This is a genomic window from Bizionia sp. M204 (assembly GCF_023205095.1).
Taxonomy (GTDB): Bacteria; Bacteroidota; Bacteroidia; order Flavobacteriales; family Flavobacteriaceae; genus Algorimicrobium; species Algorimicrobium hallyeonense.
This window is the reverse complement of sequence record NZ_CP046242.1, coordinates 2,209,914-2,225,193: the sequence shown is the minus strand read 5'-3', so window position 1 is coordinate 2,225,193 and position 15,280 is coordinate 2,209,914. Positions and strand designations below refer to the sequence as shown.

Annotated in this window: 20 protein-coding genes; 1 reads left to right on the top strand and 19 read right to left on the bottom strand. The window is 31.5% G+C overall.

Features of this window, described 5'->3' with window-relative positions:
* Nucleotides 1-714: 714 nt before the first annotated feature.
* Together GMA17_RS10240 and GMA17_RS10235 are read right to left on the bottom strand one after the other, a co-directional pair.
* Entirely contained in the window at nucleotides 715-1,563 is an 849-nt protein-coding gene (locus tag GMA17_RS10240; RefSeq protein ID WP_248395726.1) for a hypothetical protein, read from the bottom strand.
* 214 nt (nucleotides 1,564-1,777) lie between these two features.
* Nucleotides 1,778-2,026, bottom strand: a complete 249-nt coding sequence (locus GMA17_RS10235; RefSeq protein WP_248395723.1) for a hypothetical protein — start codon at nucleotides 2,024-2,026, stop codon at nucleotides 1,778-1,780.
* Nucleotides 2,027-2,028: 2 nt separating this feature from the next.
* On the opposite strand from GMA17_RS10235, the gene GMA17_RS10230 reads away from it, so the two are divergent.
* Nucleotides 2,029-2,283 (top strand): hypothetical protein, encoded by a 255-nt coding sequence (locus tag GMA17_RS10230; RefSeq protein WP_248395720.1) that lies wholly within the window; start codon nucleotides 2,029-2,031, stop codon nucleotides 2,281-2,283.
* Here the strand turns inward: GMA17_RS10230 and GMA17_RS10225 are convergent.
* The 17 genes from GMA17_RS10225 to GMA17_RS10145 all read right to left on the bottom strand — a co-directional run bounded on the left by GMA17_RS10225 (nucleotide 2,261) and on the right by GMA17_RS10145 (nucleotide 15,145).
* On the bottom strand, nucleotides 2,261-2,428 hold the full coding sequence (locus GMA17_RS10225; RefSeq protein WP_248395717.1) for a hypothetical protein: 168 nt from the start codon (nucleotides 2,426-2,428) through the stop codon (nucleotides 2,261-2,263). The genes GMA17_RS10230 and GMA17_RS10225 overlap by 23 nt on opposite strands.
* Nucleotides 2,429-2,601: 173 nt before the next feature.
* Entirely contained in the window at nucleotides 2,602-3,141 is a 540-nt protein-coding gene (locus tag GMA17_RS10220; protein ID WP_248395714.1) for a hypothetical protein, read from the bottom strand.
* A gap of 183 nt (nucleotides 3,142-3,324) precedes the next feature.
* The gene (locus GMA17_RS10215; RefSeq protein WP_248395711.1) at nucleotides 3,325-3,774 is read right to left on the bottom strand and encodes a hypothetical protein; all 450 of its coding nucleotides are present in this window, start codon (nucleotides 3,772-3,774) and stop codon (nucleotides 3,325-3,327) included.
* A gap of 184 nt (nucleotides 3,775-3,958) precedes the next feature.
* Nucleotides 3,959-4,702: a DUF6090 family protein gene (locus tag GMA17_RS10210; protein ID WP_248395708.1), complete on the bottom strand. Its 744-nt coding sequence runs from the start codon at nucleotides 4,700-4,702 to the stop codon at nucleotides 3,959-3,961.
* A gap of 229 nt (nucleotides 4,703-4,931) precedes the next feature.
* Nucleotides 4,932-5,408, bottom strand: a complete 477-nt coding sequence (locus tag GMA17_RS10205) for a hypothetical protein (protein ID WP_248395705.1) — start codon at nucleotides 5,406-5,408, stop codon at nucleotides 4,932-4,934.
* A gap of 164 nt (nucleotides 5,409-5,572) precedes the next feature.
* A complete protein-coding gene (locus GMA17_RS10200; RefSeq protein WP_248395702.1) occupies nucleotides 5,573-5,782 on the bottom strand; it encodes a hypothetical protein in 210 nt (69 codons plus the stop codon).
* Nucleotides 5,782-6,171, bottom strand: coding sequence for a hypothetical protein (locus tag GMA17_RS10195; protein ID WP_248395699.1), 390 nt, complete (start codon nucleotides 6,169-6,171; stop codon nucleotides 5,782-5,784). Before GMA17_RS10195 ends, GMA17_RS10200 begins: the two co-directional genes overlap by 1 nt.
* A gap of 168 nt (nucleotides 6,172-6,339) precedes the next feature.
* The gene (locus tag GMA17_RS10190; RefSeq protein ID WP_248395691.1) at nucleotides 6,340-7,134 is read right to left on the bottom strand and encodes a cation transporter; all 795 of its coding nucleotides are present in this window, start codon (nucleotides 7,132-7,134) and stop codon (nucleotides 6,340-6,342) included.
* Nucleotides 7,135-7,302: 168 nt separating this feature from the next.
* Nucleotides 7,303-7,623: a hypothetical protein gene (locus tag GMA17_RS10185; protein ID WP_248395687.1), complete on the bottom strand. Its 321-nt coding sequence runs from the start codon at nucleotides 7,621-7,623 to the stop codon at nucleotides 7,303-7,305.
* A 53-nt stretch (nucleotides 7,624-7,676) separates the two neighbouring features.
* On the bottom strand, nucleotides 7,677-7,967 hold the full coding sequence (locus GMA17_RS10180) for a hypothetical protein (RefSeq protein WP_248395684.1): 291 nt from the start codon (nucleotides 7,965-7,967) through the stop codon (nucleotides 7,677-7,679).
* A gap of 196 nt (nucleotides 7,968-8,163) precedes the next feature.
* Nucleotides 8,164-8,604 carry a cbb3-type cytochrome c oxidase subunit I gene (locus GMA17_RS10175; RefSeq protein ID WP_248395681.1) on the bottom strand — a complete coding sequence of 147 codons (441 nt, stop codon included), beginning with the start codon at nucleotides 8,602-8,604 and terminating at the stop codon, nucleotides 8,164-8,166.
* A 145-nt stretch (nucleotides 8,605-8,749) separates the two neighbouring features.
* Nucleotides 8,750-9,916 (bottom strand): tyrosine-type recombinase/integrase, encoded by a 1,167-nt coding sequence (locus tag GMA17_RS10170; protein WP_248395678.1) that lies wholly within the window; start codon nucleotides 9,914-9,916, stop codon nucleotides 8,750-8,752.
* 213 nt (nucleotides 9,917-10,129) lie between these two features.
* On the bottom strand, nucleotides 10,130-11,329 hold the full coding sequence (locus GMA17_RS10165) for a glutamate-5-semialdehyde dehydrogenase (RefSeq protein ID WP_248395675.1): 1,200 nt from the start codon (nucleotides 11,327-11,329) through the stop codon (nucleotides 10,130-10,132).
* An 11-nt stretch (nucleotides 11,330-11,340) separates the two neighbouring features.
* Nucleotides 11,341-12,117 (bottom strand): glutamate 5-kinase, encoded by a 777-nt coding sequence (proB, locus tag GMA17_RS10160; RefSeq protein WP_248400640.1) that lies wholly within the window; start codon nucleotides 12,115-12,117, stop codon nucleotides 11,341-11,343.
* Between the two features lie 4 nt (nucleotides 12,118-12,121).
* Nucleotides 12,122-12,928 (bottom strand): pyrroline-5-carboxylate reductase, encoded by an 807-nt coding sequence (gene proC, locus GMA17_RS10155; protein WP_248395672.1) that lies wholly within the window; start codon nucleotides 12,926-12,928, stop codon nucleotides 12,122-12,124.
* A 307-nt stretch (nucleotides 12,929-13,235) separates the two neighbouring features.
* Nucleotides 13,236-14,672 (bottom strand): glycosyltransferase family 2 protein, encoded by a 1,437-nt coding sequence (locus GMA17_RS10150; protein ID WP_248395669.1) that lies wholly within the window; start codon nucleotides 14,670-14,672, stop codon nucleotides 13,236-13,238.
* A 209-nt stretch (nucleotides 14,673-14,881) separates the two neighbouring features.
* Nucleotides 14,882-15,145, bottom strand: coding sequence for a hypothetical protein (locus tag GMA17_RS10145; protein WP_248395665.1), 264 nt, complete (start codon nucleotides 15,143-15,145; stop codon nucleotides 14,882-14,884).
* Nucleotides 15,146-15,280 lie beyond the last annotated feature (135 nt).

The window sequence follows — 15,280 nt, the reverse complement described above, 5'->3', positions numbered from 1 at the left end:
GTATATGATTTGTTGCGTGTTATAAGCGAGTAAGTTAACAAATAAAAACCGAAATAGAAAAACCGTGAGGTTTTTCGACAGTAGGCAAGAAGCAGCTATAAATTATATACATTGTTGGCTAACGTTTTTTCTTTTACGAACTACTCCTTTGTGTATTTATAGGATCTTTGGTTTTTCGTACGTTGTTTCGTCTTTTACTTAAATGTCAAAAAAATCTTCAAATTATTATTCCGTTTTTTTCCGCAAAGAGCATCAGTTTTGATTTTCGGCCGAAATTTCGTGACATCAGAATCGATTGATTTAAACAACTAATTTCAATTTTTTAAAATTGCGAACAGTTCAGCCGTACGTTTTGCCATTCCGCTTATCATCCAAAAGTTGAGGATTGCTATAATTTTGAATTAAAGAACCGAAGTTGGGTAAGTCGAAATTCGTGCGTAACGTTCCGCAAGAGTAAGAAATTCCAGTGTAATATTTTTTAACGTTCAGCTTTAAATTCCAACGTATTTTTCTGAAGCAAGTAAGCACAGAATTTCGTAAAAGTCTTGAAATTGTTGGCACGCGCAAAATGTTTGCCAACGTGTTTGTGTATGATTAGTTGCGTGGTTTACGCAATAAAGATAGCAAATAAATCACAGATAGAAAGTCCGCGAGGACTTTCGTAAGTAGGCTAAAACCAAGCAATTAATTATACACGGTGTTAGCAACTGTGCTTTATTTTTTTTCATTGTATGTTTTTAAAATCCGATTAATATCTTCTTTATTCATTATTGGTTCAAATCTCATTTTCTTATGAAATTCCTTTAGTTTTGTTCTATTAAACCAAAATTGTTTAAACATTTTCCTTTTCAGATATCGTTTGTGTTTTTTCTTTTTGAGACGTCTACTTAATGTTAAAATCACATTTTCATAGAGAGACCAAATAGCAACAAAATAAAGAAAAGGAATAAATAAAAAAGTCAGAATTATTGGATTCAGAAAACTTTTCAAAGTAAGTAAATTCGCAAATTCTCCAAATTCTCGTGAAATTCTATAAATAGTATAAGTAAGTACGATAACTCCAAATAGAGAAGTGATTCCGTTAAATAACTTTTCGACAGGTTTGTATTCAGGTTTATCTTGAGTGAAAACTTGGGAAACTCCAACAACTGTCATAATAGGAATTAGAATTAATTCAGCGACTAATGAGAAATTGTAAAAATTCGCAATAAATTCAATTATTATAATTCCTTTTACACTGTCTTTAAGAATAGATTTCAGATATCCATTTTCTGAATTTATTTTACTCATTTTCATTAACAAAAGGAAACCAACAAATACAGTCCAAAGAATTGTGTCTTTTAAAAGAGATAATTCCCAAAATCCGATTAAAGTAAGTCCGAGAACAATTAATTCGACATAAATTATCATTAATAGAACTATGTCAATTATTTTCTGTTGAAAAAAAGTTTTGATTAAATGTCCGAAAGATTTTAGAACACCCTTTTTAGTAAAAGCCAACAATAAAAAAATAGTAAGCCAGATTATAATAGAAATTTCTCTGTTACTAAATATTTCTCTCATTGTCGTTTTTGGGCATTGTTGCTAACGGTTTAGTATATGAAAAGTGCGAATATATTAATCCGATGTTTCGTAAGGGAACAAATAAACTAAAGTTGCACTATGCATAGGAACAACACAAAGTAAGCATTTTTTATATACATTGTTGTATGCAGTTATTTTAAATCAGATTATATGTTTGGTTTTATGAAATTGTTAAAAGTAAAGACAGATAAGACTATTTCTTTTTATCTATTCCTTTGTTTTTTAAAATATCCGATAAAGGTTTTTTCATTGAGCCATATTTCATATATAAATATTCAATTATCTGAACACGGTTTTTATCATGGTCGTAATTCGGAGGATATTCGTATTCGTGAGTAGCATTTAATCTATCTAAAATATCCATATTAGTTGCTAATATATCTATCAATAAATCAATATTAGCTTCTTTGTATTCATCTGGTGTGAAATTAAAATTTTCCATATTTGAATTGCTTGTTTGGTTCTATGCAGTTATTTAATCGGTTTATGGCTGTAAAAGATATTGAGTTACTAAAATCAAAACAAAAGTATGTTAATGAATCTATTAAAAAGATTTATGACATAGAAATACCTAAATTCGATTCATTCGCTACCGAAGGTCATAAATACCATGTTAAGTTTGTCCTTTTTAAACTAAAAGAAAAAATAGAGGAAAATATGGCTAAAGTAGATAAAACTACTGTTTTAAATATACAATAGGGTATTCTTGATTTGAATCAAGTAATATGTTGGAAACAGTATATTCTTTTCCGTTTATTGGAAAATGGTCGCCAACTCTAATGCTTTCTCCTATTTCGTATTCTATTTCTTTGTTTTCATTGTCGATGTAAAGTAAACATTTCATGTATTTTAAATTTTTAGTTATGAGTAATAAGTCAGATTCACACAAGAGTAGGGTCAGTTATTTTTTTAAGTCAGATTTATTTTATTTAATCGAATATATTGGTGGTAAAATATTTCAGTTTCTAACATATTGTATTTTTATAACGTTTATTATACTTTCCATAAAATACATTATTACTTGTCAATAAGCCATTTTATTATAAAACCAATAATTGCACTTAAAATATAAAACAACCATCTAAACCTAATATCCCAATTACCTAGTCTTAAATTATCTTTAGTTAATTGTTTTATTTTTTCGTCTTTCTTTCTTTGTGTTTTTTGGTATTCAAGATTTTCTGCGGTTAGCTCTTTTATTCTATTATCTAATTGTTTTTCAAAATCAGAATCAACCCTATTAATGGTTTCCAACATTATTTTATCTTGTCTTTCTGTTTTATATTTTTTAAAACCACCGTTTCTATGAAAAATTATAGCATCACTATTGATGTTTATATGTTCTGCATCGGCTGTCATTGAAACAATACCAATATTCATTTTATCAAATACGCTTAATAAATACTTAAAATCTTTTTCTATAAGTTCTGTATTATTTTTGTATTCGTCGTAAAGACCCTCTCTGTGTAAATCATTAGCAGAAACCAACCAGTCAGTCTCGACCATTCGATTTAGAATAAAGTCAAGTTTTTCAATATCCTTATCGGTTATCTCCATCTCTATTGTTTTAATTGCATACAACGTGTTTGTGTATGGTTAGTTGCGTGGTTAAGCAACTAAGTTAGCAAACATTTACGAACCCGTGAATATTCCGAAGGAATATTCGCAAGTAGGCTCAAAAAAGCAATTAATTATACACGGTGTTGTGGTTAGTTTTTATTATATAAATAATGTAGGTTTCTAAAATTCTAGTATCTCTAAAAGTAATTCAGATTCATTAATTTCTTTTAGTTTATATTTTTCTAAATGATAAGTTTCAGATTCATTTTTATATTTTATTTCCAAAATAGAGTCTTTAGAAATTTTCCATTCAGCTATACCATTTTGAGGTTTTGCTTTTCTAGTTTTTTTAAGTTCGCTATCTCCACACATAGCAGAAGTCATTTGCCAAAGTACCAATTTGTTTTCTTTGAATTGATAATTAATGCTTGAATATTTTTTTTTGATTTTTTTGCGTTTAACAAATCGTAAATAGCCTTTATTCCCTTCACTAATTAGTTCCATAGCTGACCAACTTCCAATTAATTTAGATTCTGTATCGTTGAATATTCTTTTATCGGATTGGTTTTCCATATTAAAAAATCCGATAGAGGAACTTGAGATTAATATAATGATTAGTAACTTTTGCATATCAAAAATTTAAGTATAATGTTTTATTGTGTCGGCTCTTAAATTAACCACAACGTGTTTGTGTATGATTTCGTTGCGTGTTTCAGCAACTAATTTAGCAAATACAAACCGAATAGAAAATCCGCGAGGATTTTCGTAAGTAAGCCTTTACTAGCAATGAATTATACACGTTGTTGTGCTTTCGTTATTTTTTTATTTCTGAATCCAAAACTTCGAGAATAAAATTTATTCTATTCATTAAAGTTTCAGATTCTTCATTATTAAACATATTATAGTTTAGTGACCAAGCCACGATACCTTCTAATTTTGGGTCAGTTAACAGCTCATCTTTTGTTTTTGTTTTAAGCCTTGACAATCCAGGTATTGGATTATTAATAATTTCTTTTTTCACTAATAAATTTGAAGGTCCTCGATCCCAAAAGGCATATGCCATATCACGTTGTAGACCTGCTTCATTTAAATAAGACATACCTTGCTCATAATACCTCAAGTACATCTGTTCTACTTCTTGAAGCTGAATAACGTCGGTACTCCAATTAACCAGTAATTGCTTTAACTTTTCATTTTTTAAAATTTCGATATTTCCAGAACTAACTAGGTCATTTTTAATAGGGTCATAAGTTGATGGTTGAAGACTCGTGAGATTATTTATAATGTCGTTGCGTGTACCATTTTTTGGTTCATTATAATAATTTAATAGTAACTCACAATTTTTAACAATATCAATTCTAAAATCTATTTTTTCCTGAAGTTGATTTTTATTAGATATAAATTCCTTTTGAAGCCTTTTTAATATAGCTTGTTCTTTTATATTTTCTTTACGTTGTTCATTCCAATTATTAATTTGTAATGCAATCAAAATTCCGATTACCACAAGCACAATTTCTCCAATGGCATATTTAAAATACTTTCCAGTTTTATTTTCCATTAGTAAGTTTTGTCTAATTTTTCTAAAGAATTTTATCATTGGTTAGCGGTTTGTGATAATGAAGCACAACGTTTATGTGTAAGGAAAGTTGCGGTTTTGTGTGCGAGGATTTTCCGAAGGAAAATCAGAAGCTAACAAAAAAGCAATGACCTTAATAAAAGCCTAAAATAGCAATTTTTTTTACACGGTGTTGCCAACCGTTTTTTATTCAGATTATTAATTTTAAAAATCAAATTCCAATGTCAATTATACCCTTTTCAATTAATATTAATATTATTCCAATAGCCAAAGGAATTAATATTTGCCACCAAAATTTTTCAATAAATGAAATTATTGCGTTTTGTTGTTTTTCGTTTGTTTTAGGTTGGATAGTCTGTTTTATTTCGGTTTTCTTATTTTTTAAAAAATCCGCTTGATTAAATTGCCCGATCGTTGAATTACTAAAATCATTGTTTATGAAATCAGAACTTTGTTTAAAATTAGAGAAAGAAGTGAAATCCCAACCTTTATTGGTTAATCTAAAAGCATATTTTCCGCAACGTTCAATAAGTCCGAAGTCTTTTTCTAAAGGATATATAACTTTTTCAGCTATATTATTGTCAGGTAAAAGATGTTTTAAGTCAGTCGCAGGAATTAATTTTGACTTTTCTGATTTTTTAAAGAAATCAATTACTTTTTCGGCAAGCTCTTTATATTCTGGATTCATTTTAGCATATGAGTGAGTTCAAATGGTTGGCAACGTGTTTGGCTATGGTTTCGTTGCGTGAAAATCCGCGAGGATTTTCCGCCGTAAACCGAAGATAGCAAATTTGCGAGGACTTTCCGAAAGGAAAGTCAGAAGCAATGAACTATAGCCGGTGTTGTAGCACGTTATTTTACTTTTTTAAATACTTCTTCTCCGTACTTTTGATTAATACTTTCAGCTATTTCTTCTTTAATTTCGTCTATTCTTTGTTGTGTTAATCCCGCAGGTTTTTCTGAATTTAGAAGTAATTCTATTAATCTTGAATTTAGTTTTGTTTGAAATTCCAACTCAAGAACTGCTTTGCCTAAATCTATATTTCCAATTGAAATTCCCATTATTTATTTTTTTTAATTTGTTCCTCTAGTTTTAGTTTGTCAAACTTAAGCTTTTCGTTTTCAAGTTTAGTTTTATCCAAGTCCAATAGCTTTTTTTCTAATTCAGTTTTCTCTTTTTGTAGATCTTCCAATTGGCTGTCCCTTGTATCAAAAAGTGTATTGATTGTCTTGTCAAAAGCGGATTGTTGACCTTGTATATATTTTAATTCGGCAGCAGTATCAATAACCTTTAAAAAGATAAAGGCTACTCCGATACTAATTATCCATCTAAAATATTTATTCTCTAAAAGACTAGTTTCAAGCTTTATCTTGTTCTGAACAAAATTTTCATTTATTGGTGGTTCAGAGCCTAAATTGAAGGTGTCATTTCCTTGGTTATTTGTACTCATTTTTATTGTTTTTCTAATGTGCTACAACGGTTTTGTGTATGATTAGTGGCGTGTTTAAGCACCTAATTTAGCAAATAAAAACCGAATAGAAAATCCGCGAGGATTTTCGTAAGTAGGCGAGAACCAGCCATTAATTATACACGTTGTTGTAAGTAGTGCTTTTTTAGTTCACTTACTTAATTTCAAAATCCTAAACGCTCCTTGAATTACCAAAATAAAAACGATTGTTCCAATAATCAAATCAGGTTTGCTCGAACTTAACCAATTTACCAAAAGTCCAGCGATTATAACTCCTAAATTGATAATCACGTCATTCGAAGTAAAAATCATACTCGCTTTCATATGTGCCTCTTCTTTGCTTTTTGACTTTTGCAAAATGTAAAGACAAATTCCGTTTGCGATAAGTGCAAAAATCGAAACGATAATCATTGTTGAAAAATCGGGAAGTTTCTCTTTTCCGAAAAATCTTCTCAAGACTTCTACAAATCCAATAATCGCAAGTATTATTTGAAAATATCCAGCAAGTTTGGCAATCCGTTTTTTCTTTATTACTGTTCCGCCAACCGCAAACAAACTAATTCCGTACACAAAACTGTCCGCAAGCATATCTAAACTATCGGCAACAAGTCCCATAGATTTTGAGATAATTCCTGTTGTCATTTCAATAATGAAAAAAGCAAAATTTATGGCAAGTACAGACCAAAGTAGTTTTTTCTGATTTTCGTTTTCTTTAAATTCCGTTCGGTCGGTTTGTTCCGTTGAGATTTTTTTTCCACCTAAATTCAATTCGATAACGGACTTTTCGATTTGGTCAATTTCTCCGCTGTGAAAAACGGTCAATTTTCGATTCGGAATATCAAAGTCCAAATTCGCAATGCTTGAAATTCCGTCCAATTTCATTCGGATAAGATTTTCCTCTGAAGGACAATCCATTTTGGTAATTTCAAATATTGTTTTATTCACTTGGTTTCTGGGTTTTTCGGCATTACTTACAACGTGTTTGTGTATGATTAGTGGCGTGTTTAAGTACCTAATTTAGCAAATAAAAACCGAATAGAAAATCCGCGAGGATTTTCGTAAGCAAGCTCGAACTAGCCATTAATTATACACGGTGTTGGCATTAGTTTTTATTCACTTATTCAATTTATTTTCTGTCAGATGCTTTGTTAATTTTAATTCACGCAATTTTTTTTTCAGTTTATCCATTTTCCAAGAATAAAAAATTGAAAGTGTTATTGACATAACGATAAAACCAAATATTACGGCTTCGTGATATTCCATTCTTTCAATTAAGGGTGGACGACCCCATCTTCCAGGAATATAAGGATGAAAAAAGGGAAGTACTAAAACAACTCCGATAAAAAACGGAATTTTCTTTTTTAATTTTATTATTTCTTTTGAACAATCGTTGTATTCAATAACCGCTTGTTCGTGCTTCTCCTTAATTGTCATATTAGGTGTTGGTAATAGTTTTTTTATTGAGATTCAATTCAGCCATCATTCATTTATCTTTCCATTGTCAGAGCAATATAGAAGAAAGCAATTAAGAAAAGTAAAGTTAGAATAGAGTTTCCAATTAATCCAATCAGAGTTTTATTTCCTTTAGATTTCCGTTCTTTAATTCCGACAAAAATTCCACCAATGCTTATTCCGAATATTATTATTCCAACTAATGCAAAATAAATATTATCAGATTCTGTTAGTCCTAATTCAGTCCAGAATTTGTCCGCAAGAAATGCAAGAATTATAATTAAAATGTTCGTTATTAAGATTTTGTTCGTTGTAGGTTTTGTCATTCAGTTTTTTTATTTTCTGATAATAATATTATTTGTTTTATTCAGTTTGAGGCAGTTCTGTCAAATTAATGCCAACGTTTATGTATAAGAATAGTTGCGGGTTTGTATGCGAGGATTTTCCGAAGGAAAATCAGACGTTACAAACACGCAACGACCTTTGATTAAGCACTAAAACCGCAATTATTTTTATACGGTGTTAGCCACTGGTTTTATTCCGTTTTCTAATTATTCCGCTTATAATATTAATCGGATAAATTATCTGTCCGAAAATAGCAATTAAACCTATTAAATATATTGCTAAAGTCAGATTATTATTAAAATTATATTCCATTATTGATTCTCGGAAAAGTTGCGCCAAAATCCATATGAGTAAAATTCCACCAAAAGTCAGCGTGATGTGAATCAAATTCAGCCATTTGGATAGCTTTCTGTTTGCTTTTAGCATAAACCAATATCCAATTCCAATTATTCCGAAAAGTATTGAAATCAACGTTGCTAAATGTAAATAAGCAATTATATAGTAAGTGTCGTGAACATTTATATCGAATACAGCGTCTCCGCTCAAAATTCCAATCAGCATTATAATCGGAATTGCGAGTAAAAAAATCAGATGCGGTTTGTTAATCAGGAATTTCATTTTTCAGTTTCAGTTATATATTCGGATTGAAATTCGTTCATTAAAATTCTAAAAATTTGAATTTATCACTAATTTTCGGTGGTCTGTTCAACTTGTGGCTAACTCGTTATATAGTAACTTTTATTACTTATATCCCGTAAATATGTCAGGATATAGTAAGTTTTGAGTTACCGTTATCCCGTAAAGATAATTTTTTTACAGCAGTATCCAAAGGGCTATTTATTTGCTGTAAATCTTTTTTTGTAACCTGCGTATAAATCATAGTGGTTTCTGGCCTGCTGTGTCCTAAAAGCTCTTGTATATACCGAATATCTGTTCCTTGTTCCAACATATGCGTGGCATAACTATGCCGCAGTGTATGAGGTGTGACATGTTTTGTTATTCCCGCAGCTTTAGTACTTTTCCTTAAAAAAGAGCGAATTGATTCCGGACTATATTTACCGTTTTTTGGGTTTTCAATAAAGTATGTTTTTGGTTTGTAGGCGGAATAATAGTTTTTTAATAATGGAAATAAACTTTCGGCTATGGTTGTATATCTGTCTTTTCTGCCTTTTGAATTTTGTATATGTAATAATTTCCGATTAAAATCAAAATCAGAAAGTTTTAGGTTTATAATTTCTCCAATTCGTAATCCAGATCCATATAGCATGCCTATTGTAATACGATGCTTTAAGTTTCTAGTCGCTTTTAATATAAGTAGCACTTCTTCAATATTTAAAATAACAGGTAATTTTTTATCTTTTTTAGGCATAAAAATTTTATCTGTATCTATGGAGCACGCTGGATAAAAATAAGCAAAATGCTTAAAGGCACTTACCATTTGTCTATGTGTGCTAATGGCATAATTTAATTTTTCTACAGCCCATTCAATATAGTGCCTCACGTCATTTTCGTTGAGGTTGTTTACCGGTTTGGAATCTGTAAAGCGCAAAAATTCGAGTATAAATCCGCCATACGAAGCTATTGTACTTGCACTAAATCTTTTACCTTTAAGGAATGTTAAAAAATGTCGATAAACTAGCGTTTTTTCTTGATTTAAAGGTTTTAGCTCTAATTTAAAACCCTTGCTATAACGTGGCACACTCCTTTCATTTTGTTTTTCTAAAAGCCGTATACCTGATTTTTTAAGGTGGTTTTTAAAATCCTCCAGTCTAACTTCATCATAATAAATATAAAATGTTCTATGTGTTTTTGTCCAATAAACTCCTTTAAATTTTTTTATATATTCTTTTGTTTCAAAATTATAAGCAAATTTTATGGCAATGCAGCTTTTTGCATTATGTGTAAATGGTTCTAGAGTTATGGCGTTCATGCTTGTGTATTAATATGTTACACCTAAAGATAAGAAAAAAAGCCTATCCATAGTAAGGTGTAATTTTTAATAAAATTGCCTTTTTTATAATATTCTAGGCTGTTGTCATGCCAGTAAACGTCTAATTTATGTGTTTACATTCTTACATATCGTATAACAAAAAAACGGCATCAGTTTTAACCAATGCCGTTTGTAACATGTTTAAATTATTACTTAAACGCGTACATGGCCATCGCCAAATACATAATATTTATTGGTTACCAATTGTTTTAAACCTAATGGTCCGCGGTGGTGTAACTTGTCTGTGCTAATGGCTAATTCGGCGCCAACACCCATTTGTCCACCATCTGTAAATCGGGTAGAAGCATTGTGGTAAACCGCAGCACTATCTATTTCCTGCATGAAAGTGGCCGCTTCGTTTTTGTTTTCTGTCATTATGGTGGAGGAATGTCCTCCAGAATATTTGTTTATGGTTTCTATGGCTTCATCTAATCCATTCACTTCAGCCACGAGTAATTTCATGGCTAGGAATTCTTCGTACCAGGTATCTTCGTTTGGTATTTGGGTTTCCTTGGTTAAAATCTGTCCTATTTTTTTATCCACAACTAACGATACACCAACATGCTCTAATGTTTTTTGGAGTTCAATCACTTTTGTTTCGTAATTAGAAATGTTTTTATCAATCAGTACATTATCTAATGCATTACACCCTGAAATTTTATCAGTTTTTGCATTAATAATCACCTTAATGGCTTTTTCCCAGTCCGCATGTTTAGAAACATATAAAAAGTTGTTACCACGTCCTGAAATTAAAACGGCACAGGTAGCGTGGTCCTTTACAAACTTAATTAAACGTTCGCCACCACGAGGTACAATTAAATCGATTTTCTCTGTTGGGTTTCTTAAAAATTCCTGTGTTTCTTCACGCTTTAAATGCAATAGTTTAATCCAATCTTTAGATAAGCCATTTTCTTCTAATGCTTCATGCCAGCATTTTTCTAAAATGAGATTACTATTAATAGCTTCTTTTCCACCTTTTAGTAAAATTTTATTGTTGGCTTTAAACGCTAAAACAGCAGCTTCAATAGTAACGTCTGGTCGGGATTCATATATAATCATAATTGTCCCAAATGGAGCCGTTTTATTGGTAATTTGTAAACCAGTATCCAACGTCATATCTGAAATAGTGGCACCAACAGGGTCGTCTTGTTCGCGTACTTCTTTAATAGCCTGAATCATACCATCCACTTTAGCGTTGTTAACCACTAGTCGGTCGTATAAGGCTTGATCATCTTTATCAAAAGCATCTAAATCTTGCTTGTTGGCTTTAATGATGTTGTCTCGTTCGCGATCAATAATTTTAATCATTGCATTTAAAACGTCATTTTTTTTATCTGTATGTAATAATTCCATGTGTGTTGTTTTTAGTGAATAAATTTGGTTCCTACTTCCTTGTTGTCAAGAATATCAACAATTACGTTTGCTCGTTTTCCATTGGCAATGTATGTTGGAATATCCTTTTGTGCTGTGCCTTTTGCAATTCGTAATTTGGATGCCATACCACCACGACCTTCGCCTTCTTTTTTACCTGAAGCTTTTACGTATTGTTCCACATTTTGATTAAACGAAACCTCATTAATCTTTATGGAATCTTCATCATCTGGATGCCCAGTATAAAGGCCATCCGTATCTGATAATATTATTAAACGGTCTGCATCAATTAATTCTGCTACCAAACTAGCCAACTCATCATTATCAGTAAACATAGACATGGTTATGGAAACGGCATCATCTTCATTGGCAATTGGCACAATACCTTCAGATAATAGGCCTTCATAACAATTAATCATATTTTCACGGTGTTTGCCAGGGTCAAAATCGCGTTTTGTTGCTAAAACTTGTGCGCAGCGCATACCATAGTCATGGAAAAGGCTATAATAATGACGCATCATTCTTGGTTGACCAACGGCCGAATAAACTTGCCGTCTAATAGATTTATCCGTGAGACTCATTTTACCTAGAACCTCTTTTCCAGCAATTGCCGAACCTGAAGAAACTAGAACTACCATAACATCGCGCTCATAAAGCACAGCTATCTGGCGAACCAATTCTCTTAAAACAGGTCCTAAAATTCGGTTGTCCTTATTGGTTAATACGTTTGTTCCTACTTTTACTACTACGCGCTTAATGTCGTCGTCCATCATTTTATTTTTCTTTTCCTAATTCTATTGCTCTATCAAATGCGGCATAAGCTGCATCTTGAATGAGTTGTTTTACATTATTATCGTCCATGGAGTCAATGGCTGCTTGTGTTGTTCCGCCTTTACTTGCAACGCGACTAATCCATGTTTCTGGTGAAATATCTGATTGATTAAATAATTCAATGGCACCTTCAAAAGTGTTGCTTACCAATACTTTAGAGTCGTAAGCGGAGAAGCCCATTTTTAAGGCTGCATCCAACATAGATTGCATGAAGTAGAATACATAAGCTGGACCACTTCCTGAAATACCTGTTGAGGCATCAATGAAATTTTCGGTATTCACATGAATAGATGTACCTGTGGTATCTAATAAATTCCGAACCATAATCAATTCCACTTTAGATACTTCAGGAGATTCGGTATAAGATGTAACACCTTTTCCAACTTTTGCTGGTAAATTTGGCATAGCCCGTACTACTTTAGTTGCACCGAGTTGGGTTTTAATCGTGTCTATAGTTACACCAGCCATTAGCGACACAAATATTTGTTGATCGTTAATTTGTGGTGCCATGGTTTTAAATAAATCTTCAATGTGGTATGGCTTTACGGCAAGAAAGACGATATCTGCTTTTGGTAAGCAATCTTCTAAATTATCGTAAACATCAAAATGTGGTTCTTTATTTAATCTTGTAATTTTTTTAGGATCCGTATCATATATCTTCAGATTGTGTTTTCCTAAAAGAGACGATGCCGCCATACCTTCGGAATACGTTAATCCCATATTTCCTGCTCCAATTACTAATACTTTCATGTTTTTGTAAGGTGTTGATTATCATTATTAATTGGTGTGTAGTGTACAAGGACTATACGGAAGACCCGAATAATAAAGTTAATTTTAAAAAATCCTATATACATGTGTTTTAGGGGTAATGTTTAGTGAATTCATAAAAAAACCAAATATTTGTTGCGAAATATGTATTTTGTAATTTTGTTGAAACTGACAAAAAGGTGACAGGCTGTCGGGAATTCACTGGTTTTTGATCAAGTGATCACAAGGCTGTGCCAAAAAAAAGCCCTACAATTTCTTGTAAGGCTTGATGTTTTTAATCTAGAATCTATTATTTTTTTTCTGCTAATCCGCGTGTTAACCAACCACGTCTACTTGCTGTTGCAATAGCATAAGGTGCTATCCAAAACAGACCAAATGTATAAAGAATGCTATAGGTATATGCCCAAAAAGATTCTTTTATTTCGTAGCGATGTGCATAAAATAAAACCGAAAATGTTGAGGTTACTAAAATACTTAATAGGGTAGAACCCAAAAATAATAAAGGGTGCATTAAAACAAAGAATAACATAAATAGCACGAATGGATATGTCATGATAATTCTAGAGAATTGACTAATAAATAACAGTCGCGTTCCAAACTTACTTTCATTTTTAAAATTGGTGAACACATATTTTGCCATATTAATATTTTCGCGCACGTTACTGCGTCCCCATCTTATAAACATTTTATATAACCCAGGATATTCTTCGGGAACATTTGTATACGCAACAGCATTTCGCTGAAATAGTACATGCTTACCTTGTTTTAGTATCATATTCGTCATGGCACGATCTTCGCCAATGTCTGACGGTTGTCCCATAAATGTTTGGTTAATCCAATCGGGTAAACACTTAAAAACAGCGGTGTTTCTATAAGCAGCCAATGCGCCAGGTGTACATAAAACGGAATTTAACCTGCTTTCGGCAGAACGGACAAATTCAAAACTCATTACAAAACTCACATCCAGCATTTTTGGAAGCATGGCTTTTTTATTATTCAAAACACGAATATTACCAGCTACTGCACCACAATTTTCATCGGTTATAAACGGACTAACCAAATTACGTAAGGTGTTTTGGTCTACAACAGAATCACTGTCCACAGTTACAAAAATAGCACCAGTACCTAAATTAAACCCACGATATAAAGCATGACGTTTTCCTTTATTTTCTGGTTGTTGAAGGATTTCTAATCGGTTTCCAAGCTGTTTTTTGGCATCCACCATCCAATCCCAAGTATCATCTAAACTCCCATCATCAATAGCTAAAAGCTGTATTTTATCTTGGGGATAATCACTTTTAGACAAACTCATTAAGGTATCCCAAACTTGTTTGCCTTCGTTATAGGCAGGAACGATTATGGTAACTGTTGGTAATTCTTCATCCGAAACAGATTCCACAGCGCGATACTTAAAATAATTATATGCCATAAAAATGACATAAAAGACTTTAAATATAAATAGAATTCCGGCTGTAATCATAAATGTTAAACCAATAATGGAGCTTCTACGGTCTGCATTAAATTGCTCAAAATCATTATGAAAAACGGTAAATAAATAAACACCCATAGCAATAAACACCAACGTGCTAATTAATGTAATCCTATTATAAACGTTTTGGGTTTTATCACTTCCAATAAATGTTTGGCTTAAAAAAGCTTTTAATTTTTGAAGGTTTGTTATTTTGATTTGTTGCGATTTTGACGAGCGTGTACTTTTTAGAGCCATGTATTTTGGGGTTGTTTAAAATTAATGTCTTTTAGGTATGTACGACCAGAAATTAACTTTAGACCCTTTTTAGTATTTTTTTAAGAAAAAAACGGCGTTTTAGCAGGTTGGAACCAAAAGCAGCAAAATATATTTTTATTTTCTGCCTATTTCTATCTGAATATTTACTTTTATCGGATTTTAACGACGTTTTATCTGAAAAAAAGGCTTTATTTTGTAAGTCCCAAATTAGGATTAGAAATGATTCCAACTACTAAAAATATATTCTTAATATTTTCATTTATTTTTAATTTGTCTTTTTCTTTTGGCCAGGAATTAAACAACGAAAAAAAAGGTGTAGATAAAGAAATTACTAGATTTATTGACTCTTCAAGAGTGTTTTTTAATTCTTCTGAATATGATAAATCTTTAGAAAAAGCTAAAAAGGCACTTTCTTTAGCACTTAAGCATAATGACAATAGACAGATAGCCATAACTTAATAGGTTTAAACTTCTCCCAAGTAGCTGATGATGGCAATGCTATTGACTATTTTAATAAATCGCTTATTTACGCAACCAAGATACAAAATGACACAATTTTAAGTTGGGTTTATAGCAACCTTGGTAAT

What these genes read in the sequence shown, in the direction of transcription:
- GMA17_RS10240 (WP_248395726.1), bottom strand. Translation starts at nt 1,563, where the DNA reads ATGAGAGAAATATTTAGTAACAGAGAAATTTCTATTATAATCTGGCTT.
- GMA17_RS10235 (WP_248395723.1), bottom strand. Translation starts at nt 2,026, where the DNA reads ATGGAAAATTTTAATTTCACACCAGATGAATACAAAGAAGCTAATATT.
- proC (WP_248395672.1), bottom strand. Translation starts at nt 12,928, where the DNA reads ATGAAAGTATTAGTAATTGGAGCAGGAAATATGGGATTAACGTATTCC.
- GMA17_RS10150 (WP_248395669.1), bottom strand. Translation starts at nt 14,672, where the DNA reads ATGGCTCTAAAAAGTACACGCTCGTCAAAATCGCAACAAATCAAAATA.
- GMA17_RS10170 (WP_248395678.1), bottom strand. Translation starts at nt 9,916, where the DNA reads ATGAACGCCATAACTCTAGAACCATTTACACATAATGCAAAAAGCTGC.
- GMA17_RS10165 (WP_248395675.1), bottom strand. Translation starts at nt 11,329, where the DNA reads ATGGAATTATTACATACAGATAAAAAAAATGACGTTTTAAATGCAATG.
- GMA17_RS10185 (WP_248395687.1), bottom strand. Translation starts at nt 7,623, where the DNA reads ATGACAATTAAGGAGAAGCACGAACAAGCGGTTATTGAATACAACGAT.
- proB (WP_248400640.1), bottom strand. Translation starts at nt 12,117, where the DNA reads ATGGACGACGACATTAAGCGCGTAGTAGTAAAAGTAGGAACAAACGTA.
- GMA17_RS10210 (WP_248395708.1), bottom strand. Translation starts at nt 4,702, where the DNA reads ATGGAAAATAAAACTGGAAAGTATTTTAAATATGCCATTGGAGAAATT.
- GMA17_RS10200 (WP_248395702.1), bottom strand. Translation starts at nt 5,782, where the DNA reads ATGGGAATTTCAATTGGAAATATAGATTTAGGCAAAGCAGTTCTTGAG.
- GMA17_RS10180 (WP_248395684.1), bottom strand. Translation starts at nt 7,967, where the DNA reads ATGACAAAACCTACAACGAACAAAATCTTAATAACGAACATTTTAATT.
- GMA17_RS10215 (WP_248395711.1), bottom strand. Translation starts at nt 3,774, where the DNA reads ATGCAAAAGTTACTAATCATTATATTAATCTCAAGTTCCTCTATCGGA.
- GMA17_RS10220 (WP_248395714.1), bottom strand. Translation starts at nt 3,141, where the DNA reads ATGGAGATAACCGATAAGGATATTGAAAAACTTGACTTTATTCTAAAT.
- GMA17_RS10205 (WP_248395705.1), bottom strand. Translation starts at nt 5,408, where the DNA reads ATGAATCCAGAATATAAAGAGCTTGCCGAAAAAGTAATTGATTTCTTT.
- GMA17_RS10145 (WP_248395665.1), bottom strand. Translation starts at nt 15,145, where the DNA reads ATGGCTATCTGTCTATTGTCATTATGCTTAAGTGCTAAAGAAAGTGCC.
- GMA17_RS10195 (WP_248395699.1), bottom strand. Translation starts at nt 6,171, where the DNA reads ATGAGTACAAATAACCAAGGAAATGACACCTTCAATTTAGGCTCTGAA.
- GMA17_RS10225 (WP_248395717.1), bottom strand. Translation starts at nt 2,428, where the DNA reads ATGAAATGTTTACTTTACATCGACAATGAAAACAAAGAAATAGAATAC.
- GMA17_RS10175 (WP_248395681.1), bottom strand. Translation starts at nt 8,604, where the DNA reads ATGAAATTCCTGATTAACAAACCGCATCTGATTTTTTTACTCGCAATT.